Here is a 15,571-nt window from a genome sequence, read left to right on the forward strand (position 1 = left end):
CCCCCTATTCGCCGTTCTCGTAGTCGGCGCGGCTGATGCCGTGCCGCTGCAGCTTGTCGTAGAAGGTCTTGCGGGGAATGCCGAGCGCCTCGATCGTCCGCCGGACGTCGCCGCCGGTCTCCCGCAGCGCCTCGCGGATGAGGTCCGCCTCGTGGCTCTCCATGCGTTCGGGCAGTGTTCGTTGGTCGGCAGGCGAGCGGGTTGCAGCCGGCGAGCCGGCCGGCTGAGGGTCCGAAAGCCCAAGCGCGACGCGTTCGGCGTAGTGGGCGAGTTCACGCACATTTCCCGGCCAGTCATGGGTGGCCAGGTGCCGGTGGGTCTCGTTCGTCACGACGGGTGCCTCGCGCTTGAAACGTTCGGCGGCGCGGGCGAGGAAATGCGAGAAGAGCAGGGGAATGTCGGCGCGCCGTTCGCGCAGCGGCGGGATCGACAGCGTCACGACGTTGAGGCGATAGTAGAGGTCCTCGCGGAAGTCGCCCCGCTCGGCCGGGTTGCCGAGGTCGAGCTTTGCGGCGGCGACGACACGCAGGTCGACCGGACGCACCTCGTTGGTTCCGAGCGGGCTCACCTCCCGCATCTCCAGCACCCGCAGCATCTTTACCTGGGTGGCTGGCGGCATGCTCTCGATCTCGTCCAGGAAGAGCGTTCCGCCGCTCGAATGCTCGATCCGGCCGATCCGCTTCTTCTGGGCGCCGGTGAAGGCCCCCGCCTCGTGCCCGAAGAGCTCGCTTTCGATGACGGTCTCCGGTAGCGCGCCGCAGTTCAGCGCGACGAAATTTCCGGACCGCCGCCTGCCCCAGTGGTGGAGCAGCGTCGCCACGACCTCCTTGCCGCTGCCGGTCTCGCCCGCAACGAGCACGTCGACATCGGTATCGGCAATCTGTCTCAGCATGTGCCGCAGGCGTTCCATCGCCGGCGTCTGGCCGATCAGCGGAAGATCGTCCTGGCTTTCCTCCATCGCCTGCCGCAGTCTGCGGTTGTCGATGACGAGGCGCCGCTTTTCCGCGGCGCGGGCGACGCTCTGCGAAAGCCGGTCGGCGGGGAACGGTTTGGCGATGAAGTCGTAGGCGCCGTCATGCATCGCCTTGACCGCCATGGCGATGTCGCCATGGCCGGTGATCAGGATGACCGGCAGGTCCGCGTCGATCGCCTTCACCCTTGCGAAGAGTTCGAGCCCATCCATGCCGGCCATGCGGATGTCGCTGACGATGACGGCATCGGCATCGGCCGCAAGAGCCCCAAGGGCGGAGCGCGCATCGGCGAAGTCTCGAACCCTGAAGCCGGCAAGCTCGAGCGTCTGGCGCGTGGCGCGGCGCAGGTCGGTGTCGTCGTCGACGAGGAAGATTTCGGTGGTCGTTGCTGCGGTCATCGCTCGGCCTTCTTCAGGGTGACGGTGAAGGTGGTGCCGCTGGGGTTGCTCTCGACCGAGAGGGTGCCGCCGTAATCGTCGACGATGTCCTTGGAGATCACGAGGCCGAGCCCGAGGCCGCCTTCCTTCGAGGTGTTGAAGGGGGTGAACAGGTTTTTCAGGATATCCGGAGCGATGCCCGGCCCGTTATCGGAGACGCTGACGACCGTCCGGTCGTCCGTTGTTTCGCTCCATCGCACGTCGATGCGGCCGTCTTCTTTCCCGGCCATGGCTTCGAGCGCATTCTGCAGGAGGTTGATAAGCACCTGTTCCAGGCGAATGCGGTTGCCCATGACCTTCACGTCGCGCGGGATGGGGGCCACGTGCAGCATGTCGAGGCGGCCGGAAAAGCGGCTGCGCAGCAGGAGCAGAGCCCCCTCGACGACGGTCGCCAGCTCGACCGGTTCCGCGGCCGCGCGGCCCTTGCGGGCGAAAGTCCGAAGCTCGTCGGTGATGGTGCCGATCCGTTCGGTGAGGCCGGCGATGAAGGACAGGTTTTCCGCGGCCGGCGCGCTCTGGCCCCGAGAGAGGAAGGTCGCGGCATTGTCGGCATAGGCGCGGATAGTCGCGACCGGCTGGTTGATCTCGTGGGCGACGCCGGCCGCGACCTGGCCGAGGATCGCCAGCCGGTTTGCCTGGACGAGCTCCTGCTGGACCGTCTGCAGGCGCGCCTCCGTCGTGTGGTGCTCGGCGATCTCCGTCTGCAGGCGGTCGCGGGCGCGGCTCAACTCCTCGGTGCGCTCGGTGACCTTGCGCTCCAGCTGGTCACGTGCGGCGCGTTCGGATGCCTGGCGTCGGACGACGCGTTGCCAGCGATAGAGGAGTAAGGCGGCGGCCCCCACGAGCGGGACGAGCCCTGCAAGCGCCTGCAACCGCCCCTGCCAGGCGGCTGCGTTCAAGGTTGCCTCGGCGGGGGTCAGCAGGTGGAGTTGCCACGGCGTGTCGGCCACCGGCGCGACGGTGGAGAGGAAGTCGGCGGGGCTCTTGCCGCCGGTCGGGACGAGTGAAACGAGCGTTCCGTCGCGCGCGAGATCGCCTGCCTTGGTCGGTACCGGTTCGAGCGGGGCCTCGCCGAATTGCAGGCTTTCGCGAATGCGCCCGCGTCCCGCGTCGTCGAGCGTGTGGATCGCCAGGAAACGCCATTCCGGACGGCTGGTTACCAGCACGATGCCATGACGATCCGTGACGAAGGTGGGTTTGCCCGAACGGCCCCAATCCTGTTCCAGGCCGTCGAATTCGACCTTGACCACGACGACGCCGAGCAGTTTTCCGTCTGCTCCCTCGACGCGACGGGAGATGTAGAGGCCGGGTCGCTTGCTGACGGTGCCCAGCGCGTAATGTTCGGCACCGCCCTCCGCGACCGCGCGCTGGAAGTATTCGCGGAAGCCGTAGTCGCGCCCGACAAAACTGTCCGACTGGTTCCAGTTGCTGGCCGACATCGCGATGCCGTCCGGTCGGATGACATAGATGACCGCAACCCTCGTCACCTCGACCAGATGCTCAAGCTTGCGGTTGAGGCGGGCGATCGCCCCTTCACTTCCCTCGAACAGGGCGCTGCGCAGCTCGGCATCGTCGGCCAGCACGAGGGGAAGCGCGCGGGGGCGTTCGAGCACAGCCCGCAACAACGCGCCCTTGAGGCCTGCGTCGTTCAAGGCGTCTTCTCTGAGCGTGGAAAACGCGCGTTCGCGGAAGATCTCGCCCGACAGATAGAGGCCGCCCGCCAGCAATGCGCCGGCGACGAGAGCGAAGACGATCCAGGCACGCCGCACGGTGCCGGCCGGCGATCGCTGCTGCACTTCTCTCCGGGACGAGCTCTTTTCAAACATCGGCATATTGTCTGTGATTTCGCACTGAATTGAAAGACGAATGTGCGAATAACCGCACAAGTGCGCGCATTGTTCGGTGCGCCTTCAAAGTTATCCGTTAAATATCAATGCATTGATCGGATTCTGCCGGTCTGGCACAGCGATTGCTCAGTGTTCTGGATAACGGATTTCCGTTGGACTTGCTCACACGACGGAGCCCGGGAGGCGGAACATGTTCCGACAGGGCTCGAAACGGAGGACATCATGCAGATCGCATCCGCGGGCGACATGACGCGCGCCCATCAGCCTTTCTACAAGCATCTCTACGTTCAGGTTCTCGCCGCGATCTTCGCCGGCATCCTGCTCGGTCACTTCTATCCGGACCTCGGCACCCAGCTGAAGCCACTCGGAGACGCCTTCATCAAGCTCGTCAAGATGATCATTGCGCCGGTCATCTTCCTCACAGTGTCGACCGGCATTGCCGGCATGAGCGACATGAAGAAGGTCGGCCGGGTCGCCGGCAAGGCCATGCTCTATTTCCTGACTTTCTCGACGCTGGCGCTGGTCGTCGGCCTGATCGTCGCCAATGTCATCCAGCCCGGCGCCGGCATGCATATCGATCCGGCCTCGCTCGATGCGAAGGCGGTCGCGACCTACACCGAGAAGGCGCATGACGCCACGATCGTCGGCTTCCTGATGAACATCATCCCGACCACCATCGTCGGTGCTTTCGCGGACGGAGACATTCTCCAGGTGCTGTTCTTCTCGGTGCTATTCGGCATTTCGCTGGCGCTCGTCGGCGAACGCGGCCAGCCCGTCACCGATTTCCTGCACGCTGTCATCAACCCGATCTTCAAGCTGGTCGCGATCCTGATGAAAGCTGCCCCGATCGGCGCCTTCGGCGCGATGGCGTTTACCATCGGCAAGTACGGCATCGCCTCGGTCGCAAACCTCGCGATGTTGATCGGCACCTTCTACCTGACCGCCTTCCTCTTCGTACTGGTCGTGCTGGGTGCGGTTGCCCGCTACAACGGCTTCTCGATCATCGCGCTCATCCGCTACATCAAGGAAGAACTGCTGCTGGTCCTCGGCACGTCTTCTTCGGAAGCCGCGCTTCCAGGCCTGATGAGCAAGATGGAAAAGGCCGGCTGCAAGCGTTCCGTCGTCGGGCTCGTCATTCCGACCGGCTATTCCTTCAACCTTGACGGCACCAACATCTACATGACGCTTGCGGCGCTGTTCATCGCCCAGGCGACGGACATCCATCTGTCCCTCGGCGACCAGATCCTGCTGCTCGCCGTCGCGATGCTGAGTTCCAAGGGGGCCGCCGGCATCACGGGGGCAGGCTTCATCACGCTTGCGGCCACGCTTTCCGTGGTTCCTTCCGTGCCGGTCGCGGGCATGGCCCTTATCCTCGGTATCGACCGCTTCATGTCGGAATGCCGTGCTCTGACCAACTTCATCGGCAATGCGGTCGCGACTGTCGTCGTCGCCCGTTGGGAAGGGGAACTGGACGAGCATCTGCTGCATGCCGCGCTTGGCGGTCTCGTCTACGAGGAAGAGGCCAAGACGGCCGCGCTTCAGCCGGCGGAATAAACCCGACACATTCGGCGCCGCCCCAAGACGGTGACCGAAACGGAAGCGCGGCCCGAGATAAATCCGGGCCGCGCTCTATTTTTGCGGCGTCATTCGGCCGCCATGATGTGGAATTCGTGGTGGGCCTCGGGATGCTGCGCCTTGCCCATCAGATAGATCAGACAGCTGGTGCGCAGGAGCGAGGCGAAGTTGGAAACGGCGCCGTTGATCTCAAGCGCTTCGTCGTAGAGCGTCGACAGGAAGCGGGAGGTCGACAAGGACTGGCTTGCGGCGATCTCGTCGATCAGCACCCAGAAGGCCGCCTCGATCTGGATGCTGGTGGAATGGCCGCCGATCCTCACCGAGCGGTTGACGGCACGGTAGCGGGCTGGGTCCTGTCCTGCGAAGACTTCACACATGGCATGCTCCTCCGGCAATTCTTGTTTTGTCCGGCATTATGCTGTGCGACGTGACCTCGGTCAATTTCGCAAATTGCCGTGACATCTTCTCCCGTCGAGAAAGAATCGCCAAATAAACCCGCCAAAAACAGGGATGCGGTAGCCCGCTGCTACCCGATTTGCCGGCGTCATAGGAAACTCGGATCATTCGATGATTTGCCTGTCAGAGGAGTACCCCTTGGCGAAGATGATCCATTCGATGATCCGGGTGATGGAAGAAGCCCGCTCCGTCGATTTCTATGAAATGGCCTTCGGGCTGAATGTGGCGGAACGGCTCGACTTCGAAACCTTCACGCTGATCTACCTCAGCAATGCCGAATGCGAGTTCGAGCTCGAACTCACGGTGAACAAGGGGCGCGAGGAAGCCTATGACCTCGGCACCGGTTACGGGCACCTTGCGGTCACCGTCTCCGATCTCGACAGCGAGCACAAGCGGTTGACCGATGCCGGCCTCAACCCGGGCAAGATCGTCGAGTTCAATCGCGACGGCGCGCTTCTTGCCCGCTTCTTCTTCATCACGGATCCCGACGGTTACAAGATCGAGGTTCTGCAGCGCCACGGGCGCTTCAAGTAAGGGCTACGGCCGACGGGTTGGAGGACCCGGCGGCCGATGCCGACAAGACGGGGATGGCGCGATCGTCGCGCCGCCCAAAACGGCCCGGGAGGAACGGGGCCGTCATCCATGCCACACCATCCTGGGAGGAGACTGACGTGGTCACACTTTACGAAAAGACGAATGGGATGTCCCGCCGAGAGCTGTTGAAGCGCGGCGGTGTCGGTGCGCTGCTGGTGATCAGCGGCTCGGCGGTCATCTGTCCCGAGGCCGCCTGGGCGGTCGAGGCCAAGGCGCTGAAGCCGGAGACCATGGCGACGCTCATCAAGCTCGCCCGTGACATCTATCCGCACGACCAGCTTGCTGACCGCTTCTATGCCATCGCCGTCAAGGGGCAGGACGACCGGGCAGGCAAGGACGAAGCGCACAAAAAACTGGTCGAAGACGGCATCGCCGATCTCGACAAGCGTGCTGGAGCTGGCGGCTATCGTGGCCTGGGCTGGGAAGACGACCGCGTCGCGATCCTGCGCGAGATCGAGAGCAGCCCTTTCTTTCAGGCCGTCCGCGGCGATCTCGTGGTCAGCCTCTATAACCAGAAGGAGCTCTGGCCGATCTTCGGTTACGAGGGCGAGTCCTTCTCGAAGGGCGGCTATATCGAGCGCGGTTTCGACGATCTCGAGTGGCTCTGAGGCCACGCGCAAGACATCAGCATCGCCGCTCGAGGAGGCCCATCGCGGATGGGAACGGCGGCGCATTCTCCAAATTGCCGATTTGAAATTCCTGGGAGGAAATCATGGCAGCGCCTTATGATCTCAACGACGACAGCGTGGTCGTCATCATCGGTTCGGGTGCGGGCGGCGGAACGCTCGGCAACGAACTTGCGCAGAAGGGTATCGACGTCGTCATTCTCGAGGCCGGCAACCGGATCGAGCACGAAGAATTCATCAACGACGAATGGGAAAGCTTTTCCCAGCTCGCCTGGCTCGACAACCGCACGACCGGCGGTGGCTGGCGCGTGTCGAAGGACTTCCCCAATCTGCCTGCCTGGATCGTCAAGGCCGTCGGTGGCACGACCACCCACTGGGCCGGCGCATCGCTTCGCTTCCAGGAGCACGAATTCAAGACGTTGACGAACTACGGCAAGGTCGAAGGGGCGAACCTGCTCGACTGGCCGATCACCCTTGCCGATCTCGAGCCCTATTATGCCAAGGCCGAGGACAAAATGGGCGTCACCCGTACCAACGGGATCGAGGGCCTGCCGGGCAACAACAACTTCAAGATCCTCAAGGCCGGTGCCGACAAGCTCGGCTACAAGGAATGCCACACCGGCAACATGGCGATCAATTCGAAGGAGCGCGACGGGCGCATCGGCTGTCAGCAGACCGGCTTCTGTTTCCAGGGCTGCAAATGGGGCGCCAAGTGGTCGACGCTCTACACCGAAATCCCGAAGGGCGAGGCGACCGGCAAGCTGGAGGTTCGGCCGAACTCGCATGTGGTGAAGATCGAGCACGACACGTCGGGCAAGGTGAACGCCGTCGTCTATGCAGACAAGGACGGCAATCTGAAGAGCCAGAAGGCGCGCATCGTCTGCGTCGCCGGCAATTCGATCGAAAGCCCGCGCCTGCTTCTCAACTCGCATTCGTCGATGTTCCCGGATGGTCTTGCCAATTCTTCCGGCCAGGTCGGCAAGAACTACATGCGCCACACCACAGGCTCGGTCTATGCGGTGTTCGAAAAGCCGGTGCACTTCTACCGCGGCACGACCATGGCTGGCATCATCCGCGACGAGGCCAAGCATGATCCGTCGCGGGGCTTCGTTGGCGGCTATGAACTCGAAACGCTGGCGCTCGGTGTGCCGTTCATGGCGGCCTTCCTCGATCCGGGTGGCTGGGGCCGGTCGTTTGCCTCGGCCATGGACCAGTATGCCAACATGGCAGGACTGTGGATCGTCGGCGAAGACATGCCGCAGGAGCAGAACGCGGTGAAGCTGCATGGCGAGCTGAAGGACAAATACGGGATGCCGATCCCGGACGTCTGGTTCACCGATCATCCGAACGACGAGGCGATGCGCAATCACGCATACAAGCAGGGCGTGGCGCTCTACGAGGCCGTCGGGGCGACCCGCGCCTTCCCGACGCCGCCCTATCCGTCGACCCACAACCTCGGCACCAACCGGATGAGCGAGAAGGCGCAGGACGGCGTGGTCAACAAGCATGGCCAGACGCACGACATCAAGAACCTGTTCGTGTCGGACGGCAGCCAGTTCACCACGGGTGCTGCGGAGAACCCGACGCTGACGATCGTCACGCTGGCAATCCGCCAGGCGGACTACATCGCCGAGCAGATGGGCGCCGGCTCGATCTGAAGAACCTCCCCGGCGGGGCGGGGGCGGCACTTCTGCGCCGTTCCCGCTCTGCTATTTTCGGGACCAGACAATGTCAATCTAGTGACGGAGCGTGGCCAGTGCCTTGGCCCGCTCCTTCGTTTTTTCCACCGCGCGGCGAAGCCGGGCCGTGGCACCTGCCTTGTGCGGATCGTCCGGGGCAACCGACATGGCATTGCCCCGCCAGTCGAAGCTGTCGCCGAACCAGGCGGCGAGCCACAGCGCGGGAAGCGCCAGGTCGCGCAGGATCATGGCAGCCAGCGTCCAGCGGCTGAGATGCCAGTCGTATCCGCGCGCTAGAAGCATCTCGCCGCCATACCAGGCCAAGCCGTAAAGCGCGAAGGTCGACGGGGCGCAGGTGCCGGACAGGGCGAGCGCCGCCATCAGGGCCATCGGAACGAGACCGCCGGCGAGCAGTTCGGGGACGAAGAACAGCGGAAAGGAGGAGCGGCGCAGCCTTGCCCAGCGCAGCTGGCGCTTCCAGACCGAAGAAAAGGAACGCCGGCCGAGCGGTTGTTCGAACGGTTCGCGCACCAGGCGGACCTTCAGGCCCGCCGCCCGGATGATGTGGGTTGCGGCTGCATCCTCCGCGACTTCCGCACCCAGCCGCTCGAAACCGCCGGCCCGGGCCATCACCTGCCGATTGAGGAGCATGGACTTGCCCTGGGCGAAGCCGAGACCCACCGCATCGGCCAGCAGCTGCCAGCGCGCCTGGAAGCTGTTGAGCCAGGCGCATTCGAGTTCTGCGGCGAAACCCGAAGGCGCAGAGCCGATCGGTGGCGAGCAGACGAGGCCGGTTCCCGGAACCCAGCGGGCGAAGAGGCGCTGCAGGTAGTCTTCGGGCATCAGCACATTGCTGTCGGCGATCACGATCCAGTCGTGCGTCGCACTGCGCCAGCCCTTGATGACGTTGTTCATCTTCGGGTTGACGCTGAAGACATCCTCGCCGATCAGCAGGCGGGCGCGGATCCCGGGATGATCGGCCATGCACTTGCGGGCCACCGCGATCGCAGGATCGCCGGGCGACGCGACGCAGAAGATCACTTCATAGTCGGGCCAGTCGAGGCGGAAGGCGGATTGCAGCGTCCTGCCGAGATGGTTTTCGCGACCGCAGATCGGGCGGAGGATGGTGACCGGCGGTCGGACCGAGGCGCCGTCCGGTCCTTGTCCGCGCTTCTTTCGCACCAGGACCAGCAGGATGCTGAGCAGGTGAATGGAAAGGGCAGCGGCGCAGATCCAGGTCAAGACAGTCATGGCTCGTCCTCGTGTCGGGGGATTCCCGCATAGCATCCGGGTATGACAGTCAGGCAAAGGTATCTGTGGTTGCGTCCGACGCCAATCGGTTCCCGCCGCTTTTCGTGCCCTGCAGCCCGTCAGTCCTTGTGGAGCAGGATCCTGACGATCCGCCAACCGAGAAGCCCGGCTATGGCTGCGGCGGCGAGGAAGCCGCTGAGGCTGCCGGCAATCTCGGCGATCTCCATGACATTGTCGCTGAAGGTGACGCCGAGGCCGGTATAGCCGCCGACCCAGAAGACTTCTCCGGCGACGCCGAAGACCGTGAAGCGGTGCCAGGGATAGGCGGTCGCACCGGCGATCAGGTTGACATAGGGGCCGAGCGGCGCGAGCACCCATCGGGTGAGGAAGACGGCGATCGCGCCGCGGCTGGCGATGCGTTCCTCGGCGCGCGCAAGCGCCGCCTTTCGGGCCGGTGTGCCGGACAGCCGCCGAATGACGGCGGAGCCCCCGACCCGGCCGACCAGGAAACCGGCCTGGTCGCCGAGGACGGCGGCGGCAAGGGCGGTCGAAAACACGCCGGCGAGATTGAAATCCCCGGCAGCGGCGAAGGCCCCCATCAGCATCATCACGATCGATGCGGGCAGGGGCAGGCCGAGGCAGCTCAGCGCGGTGACTGCGGCGAGCAAGGGCAGGCCGTAGAGCGGCAGGAGGGCCAGCAGCTGTTCGGTCATCGATGCGGATCTTCCGCGCGCAGCCGCGCGATCGCCGCTGCGATCTCGCCTTCAAAGGCAGCGAGTGTCTGGCCGCGCCCCTCGGCAAGCCTGTCGAGCGTCGGTCTTTCTCCCTTGCCCGGCGGCGGGAGGCGCAGCGCGTCGATCAGGAGATCGCGCGGGACGTCATAGGAATGCGCGACATAGCCGATGGTCATCCAGCCTTCGAGCGGTTGATCGCGGTGAGCGGGGTCGTGCCAGTAGAGCACGAAGAGCAGGAAGCGCACGGCGAAAACGCCGGCAACGAGCAGGGAGCCGAGAAAGGCGAGGGTGAGCAGCCGGTGCCGCCGCCACAGGAGTGCAAGAGCCTTCACGCATATCCCCATCGAAACGCGAGGCCGGCCGTCGTCACGCTTGACAGCCCCGACCGCAGGCCTTCAATCAGCCCGATGGGTGTAACCGGAAAAGGCATGTCACGGCAATGAGCGGTTCGGATGTTCGCCTCGAAGAGAGTTGGAAGAAGGCGCTCGGTTCGGAGTTCTCAAGTCCCTACATGCAGCAGCTCAGGGACTTCCTGATTGCCGAAAAGGCCGACGGCAAACGGATCTTCCCGAAGGGCATCGAGTATTTCCGGGCGCTCGACCTGACGCCGCTCGGGCGGGTGCGGGTGGTGATCCTCGGCCAGGACCCCTATCACGGCGCCGGTCAGGCCCATGGCCTGTGCTTCAGCGTGCAGCCGGGCGTGCGCATTCCGCCGTCGCTGGTCAACATCTACAAGGAACTTGCAACCGATCTCGGCATTCTTCCTGCCTCCCACGGCTTCCTCGAAAGCTGGGCGCGCCAGGGCGTGCTGCTCTTGAACAGCGTCCTCACCGTCGAGGAGGCGCGGGCCGGGGCGCATCAGGGTCGTGGCTGGGAACGGTTCACCGACGCCGTCATCCGCGCCGTCAACGACGAATGCGAGAACGTCGTCTTCATGCTGTGGGGTTCCTACGCCCAGAAGAAGGCCGCCTTTGTCGACGGTCGGCGCCACCTTGTGCTGAAGGCGCCCCACCCGTCGCCGCTCTCGGCGCATAACGGCTTCTTCGGCTGCCGGCATTTCTCCAAGGCCAATGATTTCCTGGTCTCGCGCGGGCTCGATCCGATCGACTGGCGGCTGCCCGAAACGCCCCTGCGATCCGATCCGGCTTCTTAAGGGGACGAGCCGCATACTCCCTAAAAATCTATTGATTTTCGCATTGCCCGCGTTCAGCATGCGTGCGATTTTAGAACGCCTTTTCAGGACCTATTTGCATGAATCCGTCGCATTTCACGAGGCCCGTCTGGCGTCGACCGGCAGCCATGCCGTTTGTCGATGAGCCGCTCGCTGCTTCCGAGCGGGTCGACCTTGCGGTGATCGGTGGCGGGTTTCAGGGGTTGTCGACGGCGCTAGCAGCCGCGCGCAGAGGCCTGTCTGTCCGCGTGATCGAGGCGCGTGCCATCGGTGAGGGCGCGTCCGGCCTCAATGGCGGGCAGGTCATCCCGGGGCTCAAGCAAACACCGGAATGGCTCATCCAGCATTTCGGCAACGCGCGTGGCGAGGCGCTGATCGATTTCGGTACGCATGCCGCAGATGCGGTCTTCGACCTGATCGAGAACGAGCGGCTCGACGTCGAATACAGCCGCGCCGGCTGGATCCACGCCGCGCATACGCCGACGGCACTTGCCGCGTTGGAAGACAAGAACCGCCAGTGGCGTGAGCGCGGCGCCGACGTGGTGCTGCTGAACGGTGCCGAGGTCGCGCTGCTGACTGGGGCGGAGGGTTATCTCGGCGGCTGGCTGGACCGGCGGGCCGGTACCATCAACCCGCTGGCCTTCGCCGTTGAACTGGCGCGGGTCGCGGCGGCGGCGGGTGTCCGGATCGCCACCGGCCAGACGGTCCGGAAGGTGAGGCGCGAGGGCAATGCCTGGCAGCTCGAAACGCGCGCGGGCGGGACGATCAGTGCCGGATCGGTCGTCGTTGCGACCAATGCCTATTCCGACCGGGTCGTGCCGGGCCTCGCAAGAAGCCTTGTTCCGCTTCATTCCTTCCAGATTGCGACCGCACCGCTTTCACCGGCCCTGCAGGAGAGGATCCTGCCGCACGGGCATGCGGTGTCCGACAGTCGCCGGATCGTGACCTATTACCGGCGCAGCCCGGACGGGAGGCTCGTGCTGGGCGGCCGGGGTCGGATGGCGAAACCGCGCAGCGAGAAGGACTGGGCGCATCTGCAGCACGCGGCGCTCAGGCTCTTTCCGATGCTCGATGGCGTGCCGATCGAGCACCGCTGGTTCGGACGCGTGGCGATGACGCTCGACCATCTGCCGCATATCCACGAGCCTGAGAAGGGACTCCTGGCTGTCGGTGGGTGTCAGGGCAGGGGTGTCGCGCTGATGACGGCGATCGGGCCCAGGCTTGTCGATTACATCATGGGCGGGGACCCGGCGGTCCTGCCGCTCCCGCTCACGCCGATCGAGCCCATACCCTTCCATGCGTTCCGGCAGATCGGTGTCGGCGCGCTGGTCACCTGGTATCGCATCCTCGATGGCATGGAAGGCTGAGTTGCCCAAAATGTGAGCGATATGTCGTCGGGGCGCGCTTGCCGACCCGGCGTCGACACGATACTTCTCGCTACGTTTCATCAGCCCGGCATTTCTTCATGACATTTGACGACCAGCGACAATACCGCCTTGGGGTGGTCTATGCGGCGATCTCGGCACTGGCCTGGTCCTCGTCCGGGCTCTTCATTCGTTCCATCACCACCGACCTGATGACCATGCTGTTCTGGCGTGGTCTGGTGTCCGGCGGCTGCGTGTTCCTGCTGTTCCTCTGGCTGGAGCGTGGACATGCGCTCGTCATCCTGCGGCGCATGCGCGGGCCGTCGGTGGCCGCGATGGTGCTGTCGGCGATCAGCATGGTGACCGGCATCGGCTCGATGTATTACACGTCGATCGCCGATGCGATGGTGATCTACGCGACCGTTCCCTTCATGACGGCGGGGCTTGCCTATCTAATGATCGGCGAGCGGCCGAGCCGGGCGACGCTGATCGCCAGCGTGATTGCCGTGCTCGGCGTTCTCGTCATGCTCTCCGATCACCAGAGCGAGCCGGGCGGGCTTTTCGGCAAGGGGCTCGCCCTGGTGATGACGGTCTCCGTCGCCGGGCTTGCGACCGTCATGCGTAAGCACCGCACCGTACCCATGCTGCCGGCGATGGCGGGTTCTGCGTGGCTTTGCTCGCTGACGACCTTCTGGTTTGCCGTGCCACTGACGGTGTCGGCTTCGGACATGAGCCTGATCGTTGCGTTCGGGATCGTGCAGAATGCGCTGGGTCTGATCCTCTATACGGCTGCATCGAAGCGCCTGCCGGCGGCGGATGCCAGCCTGCTCACCGCGCTCGAGGTGCCGCTGACGCCGCTCTGGGTCTGGCTGATCCTGGGTGAAGTGCCCTCCCAGGCGACAATGCTGGGCGGGCCTATCGTACTTGCAGCCCTGTTCGGCCACATCGCCCACGAGGTACGCCGCAACCGTGCGGCGCCCGTGGCTGCCGGCCACTGAGGGCCGCCTGCGCTCACCGGTGGAAAGGACGAGGCGGGAGGCGCCGGCGCCTTGAAACCGGGGGCGGGACGCGGTTCAATCGCCTCCTCCCCAGCCAGCAGGACCCATCATGAAACGCGTCTTCAATCCACCCTCCGTCCGTCCGCCCTTCGGCCAGTATAACCACGGTCTGCTGGTGCCGCCCGGCGCCAGCCTGCTCGTCACCTCGGGCCAACTGGGCATCCGGCCCGACGACAGCATTCCGCCGGATGTCACCGGACAGGCAGAGCTCTGCTTCGAGGCGATCAAGGCAATTCTGGAAGAGGCCGGGATGAGTTTTGCCGACGTCATCCGGATTTCGGGCTTCGTGACGAAGCGGGAGGATTTTCCCGCTTACATGGCCGTTCGCGACCGCTATACGCTGGAACCAAAACCGGTCTCGACGCTGATCGTCGTCGGCGGCTTCACCCGCGCGGACTTTCTCGTCGAGGTCGAAGTGACCGCGGCCAAGGTGGTGTAACAGTCCCGCTTACCAGCCCTTTGAAGTCGATTTCCCTGCCATTTCCACCTGCCGCTCGGGGTGAGAGGTAGAACATTGCCCTGCGCGTGAGCATGTCTTTGCCGGAACAAAACGGAGGCCCGCAAGTTTCTACGGTCAATGGCAGACTTACAGGAAAGGAAATCGCCATGAAGACGAAGATTCTTGCAGTTACGGCCATCGTACTGGGTTCGGTTGCCGCTCCGGCTGTCGCTCAGGAAGGCACCGTTACCGGCGCAGCCGGCGGTGCGGTGACCGGTGCGATCGTCGGTGGTCCCGTGGGTGCGGCCGTCGGCGGCGTCGTCGGTGCCATCGCCGGTACCGCGGTCGCCCCGCCGCCGGTCGAGGTGGTCACCTATGTCCGTGAGCAGCCGGTTCCGGTGGAGCCGGTCGTGATCGAGCAGCCGATCGTCATCGGCAAGCCTGTCCCGCAGACCGTGGTGCTGACCCCGGTTCCTGAAAACCCGACCTATGCCTATGCGGTCGTCAACAACCAGCGCGTGATCGTCGATCCGCAGACCCATGTGGTCGTCCAGGTCGTTGAATAAGACCTGACCTTTCCGGGCGGGCGACAGGCCCAAAGCCCGGGACATCAAGACTATCGGACATCTTGAACGCGAAACGGTGGGAGAGGGCGATGAACAAGCCGATCCTTGCAGTGAATACTGTTGTCATTGGACTTGCCCTCGCCCTTTCGGCGAAAGCTGCCCACCAGATGATCGATCGGCCCGAACAACTGATCGATCAGCATTCAGCCACCGAAAGTGTCGAATGGATGGAGGCCGCGGCCGTTGAACAGGATGCCCAATCGGACCTTGGAGGCGTGTCGAAGAATGTCTTCGAAGCGCGTCCAATCCCCGCAGACAGACTGAACATTCGCCATGTCGGGCCGCGGTTCTTCCCGGATCCGGCCAACGCGCTCGACCTCGGGCGCAACAATTGAGGAGATTTGAAATGACAGACTATTCTCACACCAACGGTACCCGTCCCGTCCATCCGCAGGATGCTCGCGCGCCTGCCGATCGCGGTGGGCCGACCGTCATCAATAACGACCGCACCAGCAGCGGTGCCGGCTGGATCGTCGCCCTGCTCGTCGCGATCGCGCTCGGTGTCGGCGCCGTGTTCTTCTTCACGGATACGTCGACCACGACCTCGGGCTCAACCCCGGCTGAAACGACGGCTCCGATGTCGTCGGCCCCGGCTGAGCCGGCTCCGGCCGCCCCGTCGGTCGCTCCGGCCGAACCGGCTGCCCCTGCTGCCCCGACCGATGCAGCCCCGGCTCCGGCCGCTCCGTCGGCAAACCCTGCTCCGGCAGGTCAGTAATCCCTCAAAGTTACGGCTTCGCCGAGAA

The 15,571-nt window shown here is 64.4% G+C and carries 17 protein-coding genes; 11 read left to right on the forward strand and 6 right to left on the reverse strand.

Annotation, left to right across the window (positions count from 1 at the left end; genetic code table 11):
- Positions 1–4: 4 nt before the first annotated feature.
- On the reverse strand, positions 5–1,369 hold the full coding sequence (locus ACX93L_RS02035) for a sigma-54-dependent transcriptional regulator (protein ID WP_459403290.1): 1,365 nt from the start codon (positions 1,367–1,369) through the stop codon (positions 5–7).
- Positions 1,366–3,234, reverse strand: coding sequence for a sensor histidine kinase (locus tag ACX93L_RS02040; RefSeq protein WP_459403291.1), 1,869 nt, complete (start codon positions 3,232–3,234; stop codon positions 1,366–1,368). The genes ACX93L_RS02035 and ACX93L_RS02040 overlap by 4 nt, the downstream gene beginning before the upstream one ends.
- A 243-nt stretch (positions 3,235–3,477) precedes the next feature.
- On the opposite strand from ACX93L_RS02040, the gene ACX93L_RS02045 reads away from it, so the two are divergent.
- Positions 3,478–4,809: a dicarboxylate/amino acid:cation symporter gene (locus ACX93L_RS02045; protein WP_459403292.1), complete on the forward strand. Its 1,332-nt coding sequence runs from the start codon at positions 3,478–3,480 to the stop codon at positions 4,807–4,809.
- Positions 4,810–4,898: 89 nt separating this feature from the next.
- Here ACX93L_RS02045 and ACX93L_RS02050 read toward each other — a convergent pair whose 3' ends face one another.
- The gene (locus ACX93L_RS02050) at positions 4,899–5,207 is read right to left on the reverse strand and encodes a ribbon-helix-helix domain-containing protein (protein ID WP_169586431.1); all 309 of its coding nucleotides are present in this window, start codon (positions 5,205–5,207) and stop codon (positions 4,899–4,901) included.
- A gap of 217 nt (positions 5,208–5,424) precedes the next feature.
- Here ACX93L_RS02050 and ACX93L_RS02055 point away from each other — a divergent pair, with 217 nt between their 5' ends.
- The 3 genes from ACX93L_RS02055 (at position 5,425) to ACX93L_RS02065 (ending at position 8,164) form a co-directional block, all read left to right on the forward strand.
- On the forward strand, positions 5,425–5,820 hold the full coding sequence (locus ACX93L_RS02055) for a VOC family protein (RefSeq protein WP_459403293.1): 396 nt from the start codon (positions 5,425–5,427) through the stop codon (positions 5,818–5,820).
- Between the two features lie 167 nt (positions 5,821–5,987).
- Entirely contained in the window at positions 5,988–6,488 is a 501-nt protein-coding gene (locus ACX93L_RS02060; protein WP_459404126.1) for a gluconate 2-dehydrogenase subunit 3 family protein, read from the forward strand.
- A gap of 104 nt (positions 6,489–6,592) precedes the next feature.
- A complete protein-coding gene (locus ACX93L_RS02065) occupies positions 6,593–8,164 on the forward strand; it encodes a GMC family oxidoreductase (RefSeq protein WP_459403294.1) in 1,572 nt (523 codons plus the stop codon).
- 78 nt (positions 8,165–8,242) lie between these two features.
- Here the strand turns inward: ACX93L_RS02065 and ACX93L_RS02070 are convergent, their stop codons facing one another.
- From ACX93L_RS02070 to ACX93L_RS02080, 3 genes are all read right to left on the reverse strand, one after another.
- The gene (locus ACX93L_RS02070) at positions 8,243–9,436 is read right to left on the reverse strand and encodes a ceramide glucosyltransferase (RefSeq protein ID WP_459403295.1); all 1,194 of its coding nucleotides are present in this window, start codon (positions 9,434–9,436) and stop codon (positions 8,243–8,245) included.
- A 119-nt stretch (positions 9,437–9,555) separates the two neighbouring features.
- Complete coding sequence (locus ACX93L_RS02075; protein ID WP_459403296.1) at positions 9,556–10,149, reverse strand: DedA family protein; 594 nt, start codon at positions 10,147–10,149, stop codon at positions 9,556–9,558.
- On the reverse strand, positions 10,146–10,502 hold the full coding sequence (locus tag ACX93L_RS02080; protein ID WP_459403297.1) for a hypothetical protein: 357 nt from the start codon (positions 10,500–10,502) through the stop codon (positions 10,146–10,148). The genes ACX93L_RS02075 and ACX93L_RS02080 overlap by 4 nt, the downstream gene beginning before the upstream one ends.
- A gap of 107 nt (positions 10,503–10,609) precedes the next feature.
- On the opposite strand from ACX93L_RS02080, the gene ung reads away from it, so the two are divergent.
- The 7 genes from ung to ACX93L_RS02115 all read left to right on the forward strand — a co-directional run bounded on the left by ung (position 10,610) and on the right by ACX93L_RS02115 (position 15,543).
- On the forward strand, positions 10,610–11,323 hold the full coding sequence (ung, locus tag ACX93L_RS02085; protein ID WP_459403298.1) for a uracil-DNA glycosylase: 714 nt from the start codon (positions 10,610–10,612) through the stop codon (positions 11,321–11,323).
- 146 nt (positions 11,324–11,469) lie between these two features.
- Positions 11,470–12,708, forward strand: a complete 1,239-nt coding sequence (locus ACX93L_RS02090; RefSeq protein WP_459403299.1) for an NAD(P)/FAD-dependent oxidoreductase — start codon at positions 11,470–11,472, stop codon at positions 12,706–12,708.
- A gap of 98 nt (positions 12,709–12,806) precedes the next feature.
- Positions 12,807–13,703, forward strand: a complete 897-nt coding sequence (locus ACX93L_RS02095) for a DMT family transporter (RefSeq protein ID WP_459403300.1) — start codon at positions 12,807–12,809, stop codon at positions 13,701–13,703.
- Between the two features lie 109 nt (positions 13,704–13,812).
- Positions 13,813–14,202 carry a RidA family protein gene (locus ACX93L_RS02100; RefSeq protein ID WP_459403301.1) on the forward strand — a complete coding sequence of 130 codons (390 nt, stop codon included), beginning with the start codon at positions 13,813–13,815 and terminating at the stop codon, positions 14,200–14,202.
- Between the two features lie 167 nt (positions 14,203–14,369).
- Complete coding sequence (locus ACX93L_RS02105) at positions 14,370–14,768, forward strand: DUF1236 domain-containing protein (protein WP_459403302.1); 399 nt, start codon at positions 14,370–14,372, stop codon at positions 14,766–14,768.
- A gap of 89 nt (positions 14,769–14,857) precedes the next feature.
- The gene (locus tag ACX93L_RS02110) at positions 14,858–15,163 is read left to right on the forward strand and encodes a hypothetical protein (protein ID WP_459403303.1); all 306 of its coding nucleotides are present in this window, start codon (positions 14,858–14,860) and stop codon (positions 15,161–15,163) included.
- An 11-nt stretch (positions 15,164–15,174) separates the two neighbouring features.
- Positions 15,175–15,543: a hypothetical protein gene (locus ACX93L_RS02115; RefSeq protein ID WP_459403304.1), complete on the forward strand. Its 369-nt coding sequence runs from the start codon at positions 15,175–15,177 to the stop codon at positions 15,541–15,543.
- The last annotated feature ends 28 nt before the right edge of the window (positions 15,544–15,571 follow it).

The sequence above is a fragment of the Rhizobium sp. CAU 1783 genome (assembly GCF_054551725.1).